Annotated in this window: 13 protein-coding genes; 8 read left to right on the top strand and 5 right to left on the bottom strand. The window is 69.4% G+C overall.

Going from position 1 to position 15,427, the window contains the following annotated elements:
• Nucleotides 1–70 precede the first annotated feature (70 nt).
• Nucleotides 71–2,479, top strand: coding sequence for a X2-like carbohydrate binding domain-containing protein (locus CLV46_RS14560; protein WP_245866896.1), 2,409 nt, complete (start codon nucleotides 71–73; stop codon nucleotides 2,477–2,479).
• Nucleotides 2,480–2,617: 138 nt separating this feature from the next.
• Here CLV46_RS14560 and CLV46_RS14555 read toward each other — a convergent pair whose 3' ends face one another.
• From CLV46_RS14555 to CLV46_RS16805, 3 genes are all read right to left on the bottom strand, one after another.
• A complete protein-coding gene (locus CLV46_RS14555) occupies nucleotides 2,618–3,223 on the bottom strand; it encodes an LURP-one-related family protein (protein ID WP_211282206.1) in 606 nt (201 codons plus the stop codon).
• Between the two features lie 165 nt (nucleotides 3,224–3,388).
• Nucleotides 3,389–4,978, bottom strand: a complete 1,590-nt coding sequence (locus tag CLV46_RS14550; protein WP_170028594.1) for a S1C family serine protease — start codon at nucleotides 4,976–4,978, stop codon at nucleotides 3,389–3,391.
• Nucleotides 4,979–5,061: 83 nt separating this feature from the next.
• Nucleotides 5,062–5,610: a hypothetical protein gene (locus CLV46_RS16805; RefSeq protein WP_170028592.1), complete on the bottom strand. Its 549-nt coding sequence runs from the start codon at nucleotides 5,608–5,610 to the stop codon at nucleotides 5,062–5,064.
• 191 nt (nucleotides 5,611–5,801) lie between these two features.
• Here CLV46_RS16805 and CLV46_RS14545 point away from each other — a divergent pair, with 191 nt between their 5' ends.
• The 7 genes from CLV46_RS14545 (at nucleotide 5,802) to CLV46_RS14515 (ending at nucleotide 13,173) form a co-directional block, all read left to right on the top strand.
• Nucleotides 5,802–7,154: an alpha-L-fucosidase gene (locus CLV46_RS14545; RefSeq protein WP_100365446.1), complete on the top strand. Its 1,353-nt coding sequence runs from the start codon at nucleotides 5,802–5,804 to the stop codon at nucleotides 7,152–7,154.
• A 71-nt stretch (nucleotides 7,155–7,225) separates the two neighbouring features.
• Nucleotides 7,226–8,467, top strand: coding sequence for an ABC transporter substrate-binding protein (locus CLV46_RS14540; RefSeq protein ID WP_100365445.1), 1,242 nt, complete (start codon nucleotides 7,226–7,228; stop codon nucleotides 8,465–8,467).
• Between the two features lie 5 nt (nucleotides 8,468–8,472).
• On the top strand, nucleotides 8,473–9,399 hold the full coding sequence (locus tag CLV46_RS14535) for a carbohydrate ABC transporter permease (protein ID WP_100365444.1): 927 nt from the start codon (nucleotides 8,473–8,475) through the stop codon (nucleotides 9,397–9,399).
• A complete protein-coding gene (locus CLV46_RS14530; protein ID WP_245866894.1) occupies nucleotides 9,389–10,324 on the top strand; it encodes a carbohydrate ABC transporter permease in 936 nt (311 codons plus the stop codon). Before CLV46_RS14535 ends, CLV46_RS14530 begins: the two co-directional genes overlap by 11 nt.
• Nucleotides 10,324–11,466, top strand: coding sequence for a mandelate racemase/muconate lactonizing enzyme family protein (locus CLV46_RS14525; RefSeq protein ID WP_100365442.1), 1,143 nt, complete (start codon nucleotides 10,324–10,326; stop codon nucleotides 11,464–11,466). The genes CLV46_RS14530 and CLV46_RS14525 overlap by 1 nt, the downstream gene beginning before the upstream one ends.
• Nucleotides 11,463–12,425: an aldo/keto reductase gene (locus CLV46_RS14520; RefSeq protein ID WP_100365441.1), complete on the top strand. Its 963-nt coding sequence runs from the start codon at nucleotides 11,463–11,465 to the stop codon at nucleotides 12,423–12,425. Before CLV46_RS14525 ends, CLV46_RS14520 begins: the two co-directional genes overlap by 4 nt.
• A 37-nt stretch (nucleotides 12,426–12,462) precedes the next feature.
• Entirely contained in the window at nucleotides 12,463–13,173 is a 711-nt protein-coding gene (locus CLV46_RS14515) for a GntR family transcriptional regulator (protein ID WP_100365440.1), read from the top strand.
• Between the two features lie 37 nt (nucleotides 13,174–13,210).
• On the opposite strand, the gene CLV46_RS14510 is transcribed toward CLV46_RS14515, so the two are convergent.
• Nucleotides 13,211–14,032: an amidohydrolase family protein gene (locus CLV46_RS14510; protein WP_100365439.1), complete on the bottom strand. Its 822-nt coding sequence runs from the start codon at nucleotides 14,030–14,032 to the stop codon at nucleotides 13,211–13,213.
• Nucleotides 14,029–15,369, bottom strand: a complete 1,341-nt coding sequence (locus tag CLV46_RS14505; RefSeq protein ID WP_245867096.1) for an alpha-L-fucosidase — start codon at nucleotides 15,367–15,369, stop codon at nucleotides 14,029–14,031. The genes CLV46_RS14510 and CLV46_RS14505 overlap by 4 nt, the downstream gene beginning before the upstream one ends.
• Nucleotides 15,370–15,427: the final 58 nt, after the last annotated feature.

Raw genomic sequence — 15,427 nt, 5'->3', positions numbered from 1 at the left:
AACGACGACGGAAGAGAACAACGACATGGTCGATCACCCTCACGCGCCTGCCCGGAGAAGGGGCGGCCGGATGGCCGCCGCACTCACCGCGACCGCTCTCGGCGCCCTCTGCCTCACTGCTCCGTCTTGGGCCGCGGCCACCCCTGTGCCGGCGCCGGACGCCGGCGCGGCGACACCCGCGGCTGCGGAGAGCGACCCCGCCGCGAAGCCGTACATGGGCTGGAGCAGCTTCAGCATGCAGGTCTACTCCGGCAACGGCCAGTGGATCACCGCCGACCAGCTCATCGCCCAATCCGACGCGATGCACGAGAAGCTGCAGGCGCACGGCTACGAGTACATCAACGTCGACGCCGGGTGGAACGGCGGCGTCGACGAATACGGCCGGCCGACGCCGAGCGAGACGCTCTACCCGAACGGACTGCAGGCGGTCATCGATCACGTGCACGAAAACGGCCAGAAGTTCGGGCTCTACTTCATCCCCGGCATCGGGCCGGAGGTCTACGAGGCGGACCTGCCGATCTACGGCGCCGAGGGCTGCTCGACGGGCGACATCGCGGCCCAGCCGCTGCAGCAGGCGGACTACTGGGACATCGGCTACAAGATCGACTTCTCGAACCCCTGCTCGCAGAAGTACATCGACTCGATCGTCGACCTGATCGCCGGATGGGGAGTCGACTTCGTGAAGTTCGACAGCGTGACCCCCGGGTCGGGCATCGGCGATCTCTCGCTGGACGCCCGCGACGACGTCAAGGCGTGGTCGCAAGCGCTCGACCGTCACGACATCTGGCTCGAGCTGTCGTGGGCTCTCGACATCCGCTATGCCGACTACTGGAAGCAGTACGCCGACGGATGGCGCGTGGACTGGGACGTGGAGTGCTACTGCGCCCATGACGCCATGACGACATGGGACAACATCGCGCGACTGTTTTCGAAGGCCGCCCAGTGGTGGCGGCATGCCGGCCCCGGAGGCTGGAACGACTTCGACTCGCTCAACGTCGGCAACGGCGCGATGGACGGCCTCACCCGTGACGAACGACGCACGGCGATGACCTTCTGGGCGGTGTCCGCCGTGCCGATCTACACCGGCAACGACCTGACCAACCTGGACGAGTACGGGCTGGAACTGCTCACCAACGACGACGTGATCGCGGTCAACCAGAACGGGGTGCCGGCGCGCCCGGTCTCCACCGAGACCGACAAGCAGGTCTGGTACGCCCCGAACGCCGACGGCACGGTCACCGCGGCGGTGTTCAACCTCGACCGCACCGAGTCGGACATCGAGGTGCGGCTCTCCGACATCGGCATCGAGGGCTCCGCGACGGTGACGGACGTGTGGTCGGGCGAGGAGCTCGGCAAGATCGACGGCGGCTACGTCGCTCAGGATGTGCCCATCCACGGCTCGCGGCTGTTCACGATCACCCCGGCGAAGGGTGCGCGACTCACCGTCACCGACGATGACCTGCGCGTGTCGTACGACGGCACCTGGACCCGCAACGGCAACCAGGAGGTCGCCGCCCAGTCGCAGCCCCTCACCGTGAAGGTCACCGACGCGGGTGGCGAGCAGCCACCGGCGGCATCCGTTCGCACCGTCGCCCTCAACGACGACGACCCGGCGATCTCGTACCAGGGTTCCTGGAACCACAGCACGAATCGAGGACTCGGCGACCACCAGGACGACGTCCACTACGCGGAGAAGAACGGCGACGCCGTCGAGCACACCTTCGTCGGAACGGGGATCGACTACGTGACGGAGACGCACGAGTCCCAGGGCGAGGTGGACGTGTACCTCGACGGGGAGTTCCAGCAGACCGTGAACGCCTACCGGGCAGAGGGCCGTGGAGCGCAGCAGGTGCTGTACAGCGTCGACGGCCTGCCGAACGGCACGCACACGCTGCGGCTCGTGAAGAAGTCCGGTTCGTTCATGCTGCTCGACCGGCTCGACGTGCGGCTCGACAGCCTGCTCGTCGCCGACACGGCGTTGTTCGACAAGTCCGCGCCCACTCCGGTCGAGGTCGGACTGCTGCGCGACGGTGCGGAATTGACGGCGATCGCGCACGGCGACGACGTGCTCACCGCGGGTGAGCAGTACACCGTCGAGGGGCGCACCGTCGCCCTGTCGGCCGAGTACCTTGCGGCGCAGCCCTCGGGAGATCTCGTGCTCGACTTCCGGTTCCGCGGCGACCACCGCGACGACGTGCACTCGAGCACCGATGATGGCGCCTCGTTCGAGGTCGCGTTCCGCGGAACCGCCGTCGAGTGGATCGCCCCGATGGGTCCCGACCAGGGCGAGGTGGAGATCTACCTCGACGGCAAGCTGGTCGACACCGTCGACACGCACGCCGACAGCCGCCTGACCCAGCGCTCGCTGTTCACGACGGAGGGGCTCAAGAACGGCGACCACACCTTCAAGGCGGTGCAGGTGTCGGGCGACATCCTGCGCCACGACACCATCGAGTACACGGTCAAGAAGGTGAAGTAACTCCCGGATGCACGACAGGGCGGACCCCGATGGGGTCCGCCCTGTTTCGTTCCCCGGCCCGTTCCCTGAGCCTGTCGAAGGGAACCGCGGTGCGACGCGCTTCGACGGGCTCAGCGGGCGTGGGGGAACCGCCGCGCGCTAGCGCTGCAGCAGGGCGTCCAGTCCGACGGCCATCGCGGCGGCCAGGCGGAAGTCGAGTCGGGCATCCGGCACGTCGACCGTGTAGCGGTCGCGCAGCGAGAACTGCCGGTCGCTCGACATCACGGTCTGCCCGGTGTTCTTGTCGGTGAAGTCGAAATGGAACGAGAACGGGAAGTCGATGAAGCGGCGCAGGATGGCGATCAACTGGCTGCGCTCCTGCCCGTAGGCGTCGATGCCGGGGCCGCCGAGGTGGAAGCTCGAACGCAGGAGGCTCTGGGCGAAGTCCTTCTGGAAGTACCCGATCGGGGTGCCTGCGGCGTCGAACACGTCGTAGACCGCCGCGAGGTCCATCGCCTGCCGGGCACGGAACGAGAACACCGGGGTCGTGCGCGCCTCGTCGGAGTAGAAGGTCACCTGCTCCTTGAACGCCATCCGCTTCTGCTGGGCCACGGCGAGCACCGCGCCTTCGCTGCCGTCGGGGTTCGCGTCGCGGATCTCGTAGCGGTTCACCATCATCGTGATGCGCTGCTTGACGTAGAAGCGGGGCCGGTGGTCGACCCCGCCGGCGGGTACGGAGGGCTGGGGTGAGGATGCGTCGGTCACGTCGCCGAGTCTAGGGACCACGGGCGAACCGGGCATCCGACCGCGGTGTGACAACGCGAGCGGCGCGAAAGGCCCCGCATCACGCCGCTATTCGGGGCCTTTGCCGCCGGTGGAGGTGACGACGAAGGGGCGGACCGATCCGGTCCGCCCCTTCGTGTGCTCCGCTCAGAACTGCGCGATGAAGCTGCCCACCGCGTGGTCGATCGCGTCGAGGTCCTGCTCGGTGAGTGCCTGCACGGCGAGCGCCGTGAGGTAGCTGCCGTCGTTCGCGAGCGCCGCGACCATCAGGTAGTCGGCGTCGTTGTCGCCGCACCCGGTGTAGTAGTCGAAGACGCCCGTGTGGTAGCCGTCCTCGAACACGTCGTGCGTGGCGAGCTGGCATCCGCCCTGCTGCGCGGCACCGGCGACGAGGTCGAGCCACTCCTGCGGCGTCGTGTTCGTCGCGGCGGTGTCGGAGGCGATCACCGAGACGCCCGGCACATCCCAGCCGGCGTTGAAGCCGGCGAGGTCGGGGCTCGCGTCGATCCGCTTGTAGACGTTGCCCTTGCCGTCGGTCATGGCGGAGCCGTCGACCTGGTTCCACGCGGCCGGCGCCTCGACGAGCAGTCCGCCCGAGTCGTCGGTGATCTCCGTGTACTCCACATCGGAGGCGGCGCTCGAGTCGCCGCCGCCGCTCTGGGTGCCGGCGTTCTGGTCGGTCTGGCTCAGCACGCTGACCGCCTCCACGGCGTCGCCGTTGAACTGGCCGTCGTAGTAGACGTCCTCGCTCGGGCGGTAGAGCTCGACCGAGAGGGTCGCGTCCTGACCGTGGGTGCGCAGCACGTCGCAGTAGTCCGCCATCGTGCCGTCGGTGCCGAGGGTGACGCCCTCCATGCGGGTGAGCAGGTCACCGGGCTTGACGCCCGCCTTGTCGGCGGTCGATCCGGAGGCGACCGAGTTGACCCAGATGCCGAGCCCGGTGCCCTCCTCGTCGGTGAGCCCGGTGCCGTTGATGCCGAGGCTCAGCACATCCTCGCCCTTCTTGAGCGACTCGATGGCCTCCTCGACCTCGTCGCGGTGGATCGCGAGGTTGGTGTCGTACTGGTCGTTGCCCGCGTAGTTCACGCCGACGATCCGGCCCTGCTCGTCGACCAGGGGGCCGCCCGAGTTGCCGGAGCGGATCTTCGCGTCGTGCTCGATCACGTGGTCGAGGCTCGCCCACGGGGTGTCGGTCGGCGTATCCGCCTTCGAGACGATGCCCCGCGTCATGGTGAACTCGGGGTCGCCGAGCGGGAAGCCCGCCGCGTAGACGTCCATGGCGGTCGGAATCTTGCCCTCGTGCCAGCCGAGCGCCGGGTAGCCGTCGCCCTGCAGGTCGATGACCGCGAGGTCGAGGCACTCGGACGAGCCGAGCACCTTGGCGTTGAGCGTGTCCGAGGTGTCGCCGCCACGCCACACCTTGAGGGTGCCGGCGCCGACCACGACGTGGTTGTTGGTGACGGCGATGCCGCTGTCATCGATGATGAAGCCGCTGCCGCGACCGGCCGCTTCGTAGCCGCCCTCCTCGGGCGAGACGAAGGTGCCGACCGACTCGATCTGGATGACGGCCTTCTGCACGTCGTCGAAACCGACGCCGGAGGCGGCGGAACCGCCGCCCGCACCGGGAAGGGGGAAGCACGCCGTGAGGGCGAGGGGAAGGGCGACGGTGAGCGCGCCGAGCGACGCTCCCCGCTTCGCGTTCCGCCGGCGGCGGTCGCGGATGTCTGAAGTGTTCATTCCGGGAACGCTATGAGCCGCAGGATGGCCGGCGGCGGGGCGATCCGCCGTTGCAACGGCGCTGCAATTCCGCGTGCGGGCGATCATGCGGACCACCCCTCGGCGGCGTCGTGGATGGAGAGGACGCCGTCGATGATGGCCTCCGCGGGTGCGGCGCACTCGTCCGTCAACTCCCACATGCATTCCTGCTCGGCCCACGGCGTGGCGGCGTCGACGGTCTCGTCGACGGCCGCCTCGATGGCGTCGAGCTGGTCGGCCACCTCGTCCGGAGCGTCGCCCCGCGAGGAGAACACCTCCGCCATCGAGGCGCTCGTGAGCTGCGCGGTCGTGATGAGCTGCCGACACTCGCCGGGGGCGTCGATCGCGGCGGCCACGTCGCATCCGCCTCCCGTCCAGGCGTCGTACCAGGTGTCGAGCTGCATGAGCTGGGTCTCGAGGGCCTGCGACCACGTGCCGTAGGGGCTGCCGTCGCCCGCGTCGTCTGTGGTGTCGTCGGTGGCGGTGTCATCGGCCCCGGTGTCGCCGGCGGGCGCCGGTTCGGGGGTGGGGGCGGGTGCCGCGCAACCGCTCAGCAGGCCGAGGGATAGGAATGCCGCGGCGACGGCCGCGGTCCGGAGGGGTGAGGTGTGCATGAGGAGCCTTTCTGTCGGCTCCAGCCTCTCCACGCGTCCGCGCCCGGCAGCCCGCTCGTCGCGCCTTGCAATGCGCTTGCAACCCGGATGCAGCGGGCGGTCCGCACCTTGCGGTGAGCGCCTCTTGCGCGCCATCTCGGTCGTATCTATCCTATAGGAAATAGCAGGATGCCTCGAAGGAGAGAGCCCCGGTGACCACCGAGATCGACGGATTCATCCGCCCCACCGACTTCCGGCTCCCCGGAGGCGAATGGTTCGTCGGGGCCGGGTTCGGGCTCTTCGTTCACTGGGACCACGCGAGCCAGCAGGGCATCGAGATCTCGTGGCCGCTCGTCGGGCGCTCGATCATCCCGGGAGTCGACGAGGTCGAAGACATGGTCACCGTTGCGCAATACCAGTCGAGCGCGTCGACCTTCGATCCGATCGCCTGGGATGCGGGCGAGCTCGCTCGCGCGGCGAAGCGCGCCGGCGCCCGGTACGTCGTGTTCACCGCCCGCCACCACGCCGGGTACGCGATGTTCCACACCGAGCACTCCGAGTTCGGCATCCGCCACAGCCCGTTCGGTCGCGACATCACCCGCGAGTTCGTCGAGGCCATCCGAGCGGAGGGGATCCGCGTGGGCATCTACTACAGCCTCTCCGACTGGAATCACCCCGACTATCCGGCTTTCACCGACGACGACCGCCCGTACCCCGAAGAGCACTGGCCCGGCGCGGGACTCGAGGAGAACATCGGGCAGCCCATCCGCGAGGACCGGCACCGCCGGCCGACACCGGAACAGTGGGCGCGGTACCAGCAGTTCCTCCGCGGTCAGCTCACGGAGCTGCTCACCGGCTACGGCACGATCGACCTGCTCTGGTTCGACGGCGAATGGGAGCGCAGCGAGGAGGAGTGGGACTCCGCAGGGCTGCGCGCCCACATCAAGAGCCTGCAGCCCGATGTCGTGATCAACGAGCGCCTGCTCGGACAGGGCGACTACAAGACGCCGGAACAGGCGTTCCCGATCACCGCGCCCGACGGCCCGTGGGAGCTGTGCCTCACGATCGGCGACATGTGGGCCTGGCGCCCGTCGGACACGAACACCAAGAGCGTCCGCTCCCTCGTCAGCACGCTCATCGAGGTCGCGAGCCGCGGCGGCAACCTGCTGCTGAACATCGGCCCGAAGGGCGACGGCAGTCTCAACCCGGTACAGGTCGAGACGCTCGAACACATCGGGGAGTGGATGCAGCGGCACGAGGAGAGCGTCATCGGCGTCTCGCCCACCCAGGGGGTCGACTTCTACGGACCCACCACCGCACGTGCCGGCACCGTCTACCTGCACCTCCTGCTCACCCCGGTGGAGGAGCTCGTCGTGCGTGGACTCCCCGTCCGCCGCGTGCAGCGGGTGCGTCTGCTGCAGACCGGCGAGGAGCTGCCGTTCCGGGTCGGTTTCGAAGTGCACGAGCTCGCCTCGCGCAGCGCAGAGCCCCTCGGCGAGCTGCGCATCCCCGCACCCGCCCCGACCGGCGCCGCCATCGACGTCGTGGCCATCGACTTCGCCTGACCGCTCGCCCGCGAGCCGCCGAGGCGGACAGCAAGAGAACCCGTGGATCCAACGAAGGAGGCACAGCAACGATGAACACCAACCGCAGAACCGCCGCCAGGGCCGGAGCAGCCCTCGCCGTCGTCGGAGTGATGACGGCGCTCGCCGGATGTGCGAGCAGCGCACCGGCATCCGACGGCTCGCTCGACATGTACACATGGGTCAGCAGCGAGAGCGACCGCGCGCAGTGGGAGTCGTTCGTCTCCCTCGCGCAGAAGGAGGACCCCAATCTGAAGATCTCGATCGACGGGCCGAGCTTCGCCGACTACTGGACGAAGGTGAAGACCCGCCTCTCCGGCAACAACCCGCCGTGCCTGCTCACGACGCAGGCGGCGCGCGCCCAAGAGCTCAGCGGACTGCTCATGCCGCTCGACGATCTGATCGAGAAGCACGACTTCGACACCTCGGAGTTCGACGAGTCGATGCTCCAGGGCATGACGGTCGACGGCACCATCCGGGCGATCCCGTACGACGCGGAACCCGTCGTCCTGTACTACAACGCCGACCTCTTCGCCGCCGCAGGCCTCACCCCTCCCGGGGTCGAGTACACCCGTGAGCAGTTCATCGCCGACGCGAAGGCACTCACGACCGGCGAGCAGAAGGGGCTCGCCATCTCGACGGGCATCTTCATCCCCAACGCGTGGACCCTCGCCGACGGCGTCGCGGCCGTCGACGACGACGGCGGACTCGCCCTCACCGAACCGGACTTCGTCGACCAGGTGCAGCAGTTCTTCGACCTCGTCGGGGCGCACGGCGTCGCCGAGGCGCCGGAGGCCGCGGACGGCTCCGACGTGTCGCAGGCCGCGTTCACGAGCGGCAAGGCCGCCATGCTCATCGAGGGACCGTGGATGTACGGCACCTTCGACGAGGCCGCCGACTTCACGATGGGAATCTCCATCGTGCCCAGCACCTCCGGTGAGGCCGCCGCGATGACCGCCGGCTCGGGATTCGGTATCGCGCAGAACTGCGACGACCCGGACGCGGCCTTCGAGGCCATCACGCACCTCACCGCGACTCCGGTGCTCGAGGGGCAGGCCGAGACGCGCGGCATCGTGCCCTCGCGTGCCGAGGCGGTGCCCGCGTGGTCGAACGGAAAGTCGCCGGAGGCGGCCGAAGTCGTCGACGCGCTGCTCGGCAATGCGACCGCGCAGATCACCACGCCGACCTGGAACCAGGTCGAGACGCTCTTCACCCAGTACGCCGTCGAGGGTTTCCGCGGCGACAAGACCGCGGAGGAGATCCTGCAGACCATCGCGAACTCGGTGGGCGAGTAGCCGCGATGGCCTCGATCACGAACGTGGGGGCCGCCCGTCGGGTGGCGGCCCCCACGGGCGGGGGGAAGAAGGGCCAGGGGTGGGTCGCCCTCGCCTACCTCTGGCCCGGCCTCACCGGCTTCGTCGTGTTCATCGTCGTGCCGCTGGTCGGATCCCTCGTCATCAGCCTCTTCGAGTGGCCGCTGTTCGGCTCGCCGACCTTCATCGGCGTCGCGAACTACGAGAAGCTCTTCGGCGATCCCACCTTCTACACGGTGCTGTTCAACACGGTCGTCTTCGCGTTCGTGTACACCGCACTCAACCTCGCCCTCGCCCTCGGGATCGCGTTGTGGCTCAACACCCGGCTCCGGTTCGCCGGGTTCTGGCGGGTGATCTTCTTCCTCCCCGCCATCACGCCGATGGTGGCGAACGCGCTCATCTGGCGCCTGCTGCTGTCCCAGGACGGGCTCGTCAACTCCCTGCTCGGCGGCGCGGGCGTCGAGGGACCGTCGTGGCTCTCCGACTCCCAGTTCGCGCTCGCGTCGGTGATCGCGATGTCGGTCTGGCAGTCCTTCGGCTACAACGTGATCGTGCTCTCGGCCGGCCTCGGCGCGATCCCGAAGGAGATCCTCGAGGCGTCGCGCATGGACGGCACGACGGCGTGGACGCGACTGCGCCACATCATCCTGCCGATGCTCTCCCCGGCGCTGTTCTTCACGATGACGATGACGATGATCGGTGCGTTCCAGGTGTTCGTGCAGCCGCAGATCCTCACCCAGGGCGGTCCGGGCGAGGCGACGAACACCTTCGTGCTGTACCTCTACCGCAACGGGTTCGTCTTCGACCGGCTCGGCTACGCGTCGGCGCTCGCGTGGATGCTCTTCCTCGTGGTGATGCTCATCACCGCACTGCAGTTCGCGGGCCAGCGGAGGTGGGTGAACTATGACAAGTGACCTGATCGGAACCGCATCCGCCGGGCCCGCCTCCACCGAGGTGCGGATGCCCGCCGCGAGTGCCCCGTCGCGGCCGAGCCGCGGACGGCTGCGTCCCGCGCAGCGCCGGGCGGTGCTCGTGACGTGGGCGAACACGGCGGCGATCGGGCTCGTCGCGCTCGTGTTCACGTTCCCGTTCATCTGGATGTTCTTCTCGGCGCTCAAGCCCGAGGACGAGGTGTTCGGCACCCCGTCGCTGTTCGGCTCCGAGGTGCGCTGGCAGAACTTCACCGATGCGTGGACGCTCGTGCCGTTCGGCCGGTTCATCCTCAACGGATTCCTCGTGTCGCTGCTCGGCGCACTGCTCTCGGTCGTCGTCGCCGTGCTCTCCGCCTACGCGTTCTCCCGACTGCGGTTCCGCTTCCGTGACCGCATCTTCCTGTTGTACGTGTTCACCCTCGTGCTGCCGCAGGAGGTGCTCGTCGTGCCGCTGTTCATCATGATGAACAAGCTCGGGCTCGTCGACAGTTACGTCGCGCTCATCGTGCCGTTCGCGTTCACCGCGTTCGGCACGTTCCTCATGCGGCAGTTCTTCCTGACGATCCCGATCGAGTACGAGGAGGCGGCGCTCATCGACGGCGCGTCCCGCTTCCGCACGCTGCGTTCGGTGCTGCTGCCGCAGCTCACCGCGCCGCTGTCGGTGCTCGCCGTGTTCTCGTTCATCGGCTACTACAACTCGTACCTGTGGCCGCTCATCGTCATCAACAGTCCGGACCTGGCGACCGTGCCGCTGGGTCTGTCGATGTTCACCGGGGAGCACGGCACCCAGTGGAGCCTGCTCATGGCGGCCTCCACCATCTCGGTGCTGCCCTCCCTGGTCATCGTGGCCCTGCTGCAACGTCAGCTCATCAAGGGCGTCGCGCTCGGCGGATTCGGAGGTCGCTGATGAGTACCCACACCCGGGCGGGGGAGCACGAGCTGCGGCACGCCGCCGCGGCCGACGGTCTGATCGTCAGCGCCGAGGCGTGGTTGAGCGACGTCCCCGTCGAGACGGTGCGCACGGATGCGGTGCAGGCGTTCCTGAAGCAGGAGACCCTCTTCGTGCGCCTCCGCACCGCATCCGGCGTCGAGGGGGTCGGCTACAGCTACACGATCGGCACGGGGGGACCCGCGGTGCTGAGCCTGCTGCGCGAGACGCTGCTGCCGGCCCTGGTCGGGCTCGACGCGATGCGGCCCGAGGCGGTGTGGCGGGCGATGTTCTCCACGACGCGGGCGACGACGGTGGGGGTGCTCACGGCGCTCGCGCTCGCCGCCGTCGACACGGCGGTGTGGGATGCGCGCAGCAAGGCTGCGGGTCTGCCGCTCTGGGCCGCCGCCGGCGGAGCCCGGCCGAGCATCCCGCTCTACGATACGGAGGGCGGTTGGCTGCACCTCTCGCCCGAGGAACTCGTGCGGCAGGCCACCGCGTCGAAGGAGCGCGGGATGCGGGGCGTGAAGGTGAAGGTCGGCAAGCCCCGGGTGCAGGAGGACGCGGATCGTCTCGCGGCCCTGCGCGAGGCCGTCGGCCCCGACATGGACATCATGATCGACGCGAACCAGTCGATGACGGGTGCCGAGGCGGTGCGCCGCGCCGCCGCGTTCGAGCCGTACGACATCTTCTGGTTCGAGGAGCCGTTGCCCGCCGAGGACGTCTCCGGTCATCGTGCCCTCGCCCGCTCCACGAGCATCCCGGTCGCCGTCGGCGAGAGCATGTACTCGATCGGTCACTTCCGGGAGTATCTGCAGGCGCAGGCGGCCTCGATCGTGCAGGTCGATGTGGCGCGGATCGGCGGCATCACCCCGTGGCTGAAGGTCGCCCATCTCGCCGAGGCGTTCAACGTGCAGGTCGCGCCGCACTTCCTCATGGAACTGCACGTATCGCTCACGTGCGCGGTGCCGAACAGCCTCTACCTCGAGCACATCCCACAGTTGCGCGCGGTCACCCGGTCGGAGATGACGGTCGTCGACGGGGAGGCGGTCCCCTCGTCGGAGCCCGGCCTCGGCATCGACTGGGACTTCGACGCCCTCGACGATCTGCGCGTCGCATGAGCCGGCTCGGACTGCCCGCCGTCGGCTACGGCGTCGCCGGACTCGGCAACCTCTACTCGGCGATGCCCGAGGAGGAGTGGCCGCGCTGCGTGCCCGCAGCGTGGGACGCCGGCATCCGTTACTTCGACGTCGCCCCGCACTACGGGCTCGGCCTCGCCGAGGAGCGCCTCGGGGCGTCGCTCGCGGCGTATCCGCGCGACGAGTACGTCGTCTCGACGAAGGTCGGCCGCGTGCTCGAACCGAACCCCGACTACGAGCCGGGCCAGACCGACATCGACAGCCTCTTCGACGTGCCGGCCACGCGCCGGCGCGTGTACGACTACTCCCGCGACGGCGTGCTGCGTTCCATCGAGCAGAGCCTCGAACGGATGGGGCTCGACCGGCTCGACATCGTGCTCGTGCACGACCCCGACGACCACGAACGCGAGGCGCTCGACGGCGCCTTCCCCGCCCTCGACGAGTTGCGGTCGCAAGGCGTCATCCGCGCCTACGGGGCGGGCATGAACCAGAGCGCGATGCTCACCCGGTTCGTCGAGCGCACCGACCTCGACGTCGTCATGATGGCCGGCCGCTACACGCTGCTCGAGGATGGCGCCGCCCACGACCTGCTGCCCGCGGCCGCGGCCCGCGGGGTGGACGTGCTCGCGGCGGCGGTGTTCAACTCGGGCGTGCTCGCGACGCCGCGTATCGCGTCGGACGCCCGGTACAACTACGGAGCCGTACCCGAGGAACTGCGGCGGCGGGTCGACGCGATCGCCGACATCGCGGAACGGCACGGATGCACGGTGCCGCAGCTCGCCGCGCAGTACCCGCTGCGTGCATCCGTCGTCTCCACCGTGGTGCTCGGCGCGAAATCCGCGGAGCAGGTGCGGGCGAACGCCGCTCTCGTCGACGCGCAGATCCCGATGGCCGTGTGGGACGAGCTCGAGAGCGCCGGTCTCGTGGCGCGCGCGCTGTAGGAAATCGGATCGCGTCGCGCCCGAATACGATGAGCAGATGAGCACCGAGGATCGTTCTCGATACCTCCCGGCGCGCCGCGCGCTCGCCGACGAGGTGTACGACGCCGTGCTCGGACTGCTCATGGACCAGGTGATCGAGCCCGGGTCCCGGGCGAGCATCGACGGCATCGCCCGTCAGCTCGACGTGTCGCCCACGCCCGTGCGCGAGGCGCTCGCCCGACTCGAGTCCGAGGGTCTGGTCATCAAGAAGGCGCTCAAGGGGTACACCGCGGCGCCGCTGCTCGACGCGGAGGGACTGCGGCAGCTCTTCGAGATGCGCGGACTGCTCGAGCCGGCCGCGGCCCGCCTCGCGACACCGCGACTGCCGCAGGACGCGCTCGAGGAACTGCAGCGCATCTTCGACGCGATGCACGCGCGCGGCGAATCGGAGCGCTCGGCCGACGAGCGTTACCAGGACTACCGCGACTTCGCCGAGCGGGACGCGCAGTTCCATGCGCTCATCGCCCGCCACGCGGGCAACGACCTGCTGAGCGACGCCATCCTGCGCCTGCGTTCGCACATGCACATCTACCGGTTGTACTTCACCCACGGTCTCACCAAGGAGACCTCCGACGAGCACGAGGCGGTGCTCGTCGCCATCCAGAACGGCGACGGCGACGCGGCCGCGACCGCGATGCTCGCCCACATCGAGCGCTCCTACGCGCGGATGGCGGCGAGCATCTCCGAGCCCGCACCCGACGCCTCCTGAGCGGTCGCCGGTCGCGCGCTCGCGCCGCGTCGGGGCCTCAGCTCAGGCGGTAGACGCGTCGGGCGGTGCCGCCCAGTGCGGCGTCGCGTTCGTCGTCCGACAGGCCGTCGATGAGCGAGATCAGCGTCGCGAAGGTGTCGGCGTAGTCGGTGGCGAGGGTCGAGACCGGCCAGTCGCCGCCGTACAGCATCCGGTGGGCCCCGAACCGCTCGAGCGCGAAGTCGACGAAGGGGCGCAGCGCCGGGGCAGCGCCGATGGTCGTGAGCCCCGACAGTTTGACGGCGACGTTCGGTTCGCCGGCGAGCTCGCCCATGACACGCGACCAGGCGCCGTCGTCGTCGCGGGCGGCCGGGGGGGTGCCGAGGTGGTCGATCACCACGTGCAGCTCGGGCAGGTCGCGGGCGATGGCGAGCGCGTGTTCGAGGTGCCGCGGAAGCACGCCGACGACGTCGAAGCTCAGCCCGTGCGCGGCGAGTCGTTCGAGGCTGCGTCGCACCTCAGGGCGCGCGAGCCAGTCGGCGTCGGGCTCGTCGTGGATGAGGTGGCGCACGCCGACGAACGCCGGATGCGCGGTGCGCTCGTCGAGGGCGGAGTCGACGTCTTCCGGGTCGAGCAGGTCCACCCAGCCGACGACGCCTGCCACTCGGGGGTTGCGCGCGGCCACCGCGAGCATCGCGTCGGTGTCGGCCGTCGTGTCGGCCGCCTGCACGAGCACCACCCGGTCGACGCCGACCGCATCGAGCTGCGGTTCGAGCTCGTCGAGGCGGAACGTGCGGTCGATCGGGGCCAGGTCGGCGGTCAGCCACGAGTACTCGCCGTGCTCGAGGTCCCACAGATGGACGTGGGCGTCGACCCTCATGCAATCGGCCCCGCGAGGTCGAAACTCACGAGCACGGGAGCGTCGCCGCCGCGAGGGAGCTGCACCTCGACGCGGTCCCCCGCGCGCGTCGCCGCGACGGAGCTGCCGTCGGCCGCCCGCGCGGTCGTCGCGTCCACCGCATCCGAAACCCCCGCGAGCGTCACCGCGCCCGAACCGACGACGAACGCGTGCGCGCGGCCGTCCGACTGCGTCCAGCGCGTCCACGGCTCGGCCGACGCCGCCGCGTCGAAGGGGCGGGAGCCGAACACGGCGTGCCCGTTCTCGGCGTTCCAGGTCGCGAGGAACTCGAGGGTCTCGCGCTGCAGATCGGGCACGCGGCCCTCGGCCGTGAGCCCGACGTTGAGCAGCAGGTTGCCGCCGCGCGAAACGATGTCGACGAAGGTCTTCACGGCCTCGGGGCCGCTCAGGATGTGCTCCGGGCCCTCGAGCCGGTTGTACCCGAACGAGTAGCCGATGCCGCGGCAGTTCTCCCACGCCCCGCTGCCCTCGACGCTCGTGCCGTTCTGGTATTCGCTCGTGCGGAAGTCCCAGTGCGTCTCGCCCCAGCGGTCGTTGGCGACCCCGTCGGGCGCCGCCGCGTAGAACTCCTCGAACAGGTGCTCCATGCTGTGTGGACCGGACGGCTTGCCGGCGTCGGGCCACTCGATGTCGCCCCACAGGATGTCGGGGGAGTATCGGCGGATGAGGTCGGAAACGTGGTCGTGCGCGTAGCGCGCGTACTCGTCGTCGACGGGACGGCGGAACGCCTGCCCCTCGTCGGTGATGGGCGGCAGGTCGCCGAAGTGCCAGTCGAGACCGCCGGAGTAGTAGACGCCGAAGCGGAGTCCGGCGCGACGGGTGGCCTCGGCGAACTCGCCGACGAGGTCGCGCCGCGGGCCGCGGGCGACGGTGTTGCGGTCGCCGGTGGCCGGAGCGTCCCACAGGGTCACGCCGTCGTGGTGCTTCGTCGTCGGCACGAAGTAGCGCGCTCCGGTGCGCTTCACGAGCGCGATGAATTCGTCCGCGTCGAACTCCGCCGCGGTCCACTGGTCGATGAACGTGTCGTAGGGCGCGCCGCCGTAGGTCGCCTCGTGATGCTCGGCCGCCGGGCTGCCGGCGATGCGGATCGTGTTGTAGTACCACTCGGCGTACGGGTTGTGCGCGAACCAGTACTCGGGGTCGATCGTGCCGAGCTCCCCAATCGGCTCGCCCCATGCCGGAACGGAGTACGGCCCCCAGTGCACGAAGATGCCGAGTTTGGCGTCGGTGTACCACTGCGGCACGTCGCGGGCGAAGCGCTCGTAGTTGGCGGGGCGGACCGGATCGTCTTTGAACATGGCCACGGGACATCCTCTCGTTGCATCAAATCCTATAGGACATAGGGTTACGATGAAC

Source organism: Diaminobutyricimonas aerilata (genome assembly GCF_002797715.1).
Lineage (GTDB): Bacteria > Actinomycetota > Actinomycetes > Actinomycetales > Microbacteriaceae > Diaminobutyricimonas > Diaminobutyricimonas aerilata.
Note: the sequence above shows the minus strand (reverse complement) of the source record. Positions and strands in the feature narration are given on the sequence as shown.

Bases quoted from the DNA above. Each gene is read 5' to 3' on its own strand.
- CLV46_RS14550 (WP_170028594.1), bottom strand. From the start codon at position 4,978: ATGAACACTTCAGACATCCGCGACCGCCGCCGGCGGAACGCGAAGCGG.
- CLV46_RS14525 (WP_100365442.1), top strand. From the start codon at position 10,324: ATGAGTACCCACACCCGGGCGGGGGAGCACGAGCTGCGGCACGCCGCC.
- CLV46_RS14530 (WP_245866894.1), top strand. From the start codon at position 9,389: ATGACAAGTGACCTGATCGGAACCGCATCCGCCGGGCCCGCCTCCACC.
- CLV46_RS14535 (WP_100365444.1), top strand. From the start codon at position 8,473: ATGGCCTCGATCACGAACGTGGGGGCCGCCCGTCGGGTGGCGGCCCCC.
- CLV46_RS14515 (WP_100365440.1), top strand. From the start codon at position 12,463: ATGAGCACCGAGGATCGTTCTCGATACCTCCCGGCGCGCCGCGCGCTC.
- CLV46_RS14540 (WP_100365445.1), top strand. From the start codon at position 7,226: ATGAACACCAACCGCAGAACCGCCGCCAGGGCCGGAGCAGCCCTCGCC.
- CLV46_RS14520 (WP_100365441.1), top strand. From the start codon at position 11,463: ATGAGCCGGCTCGGACTGCCCGCCGTCGGCTACGGCGTCGCCGGACTC.
- CLV46_RS14510 (WP_100365439.1), bottom strand. From the start codon at position 14,032: ATGAGGGTCGACGCCCACGTCCATCTGTGGGACCTCGAGCACGGCGAG.
- CLV46_RS16805 (WP_170028592.1), bottom strand. From the start codon at position 5,610: ATGCACACCTCACCCCTCCGGACCGCGGCCGTCGCCGCGGCATTCCTA.
- CLV46_RS14560 (WP_245866896.1), top strand. From the start codon at position 71: ATGGCCGCCGCACTCACCGCGACCGCTCTCGGCGCCCTCTGCCTCACT.
- CLV46_RS14505 (WP_245867096.1), bottom strand. From the start codon at position 15,369: ATGTTCAAAGACGATCCGGTCCGCCCCGCCAACTACGAGCGCTTCGCC.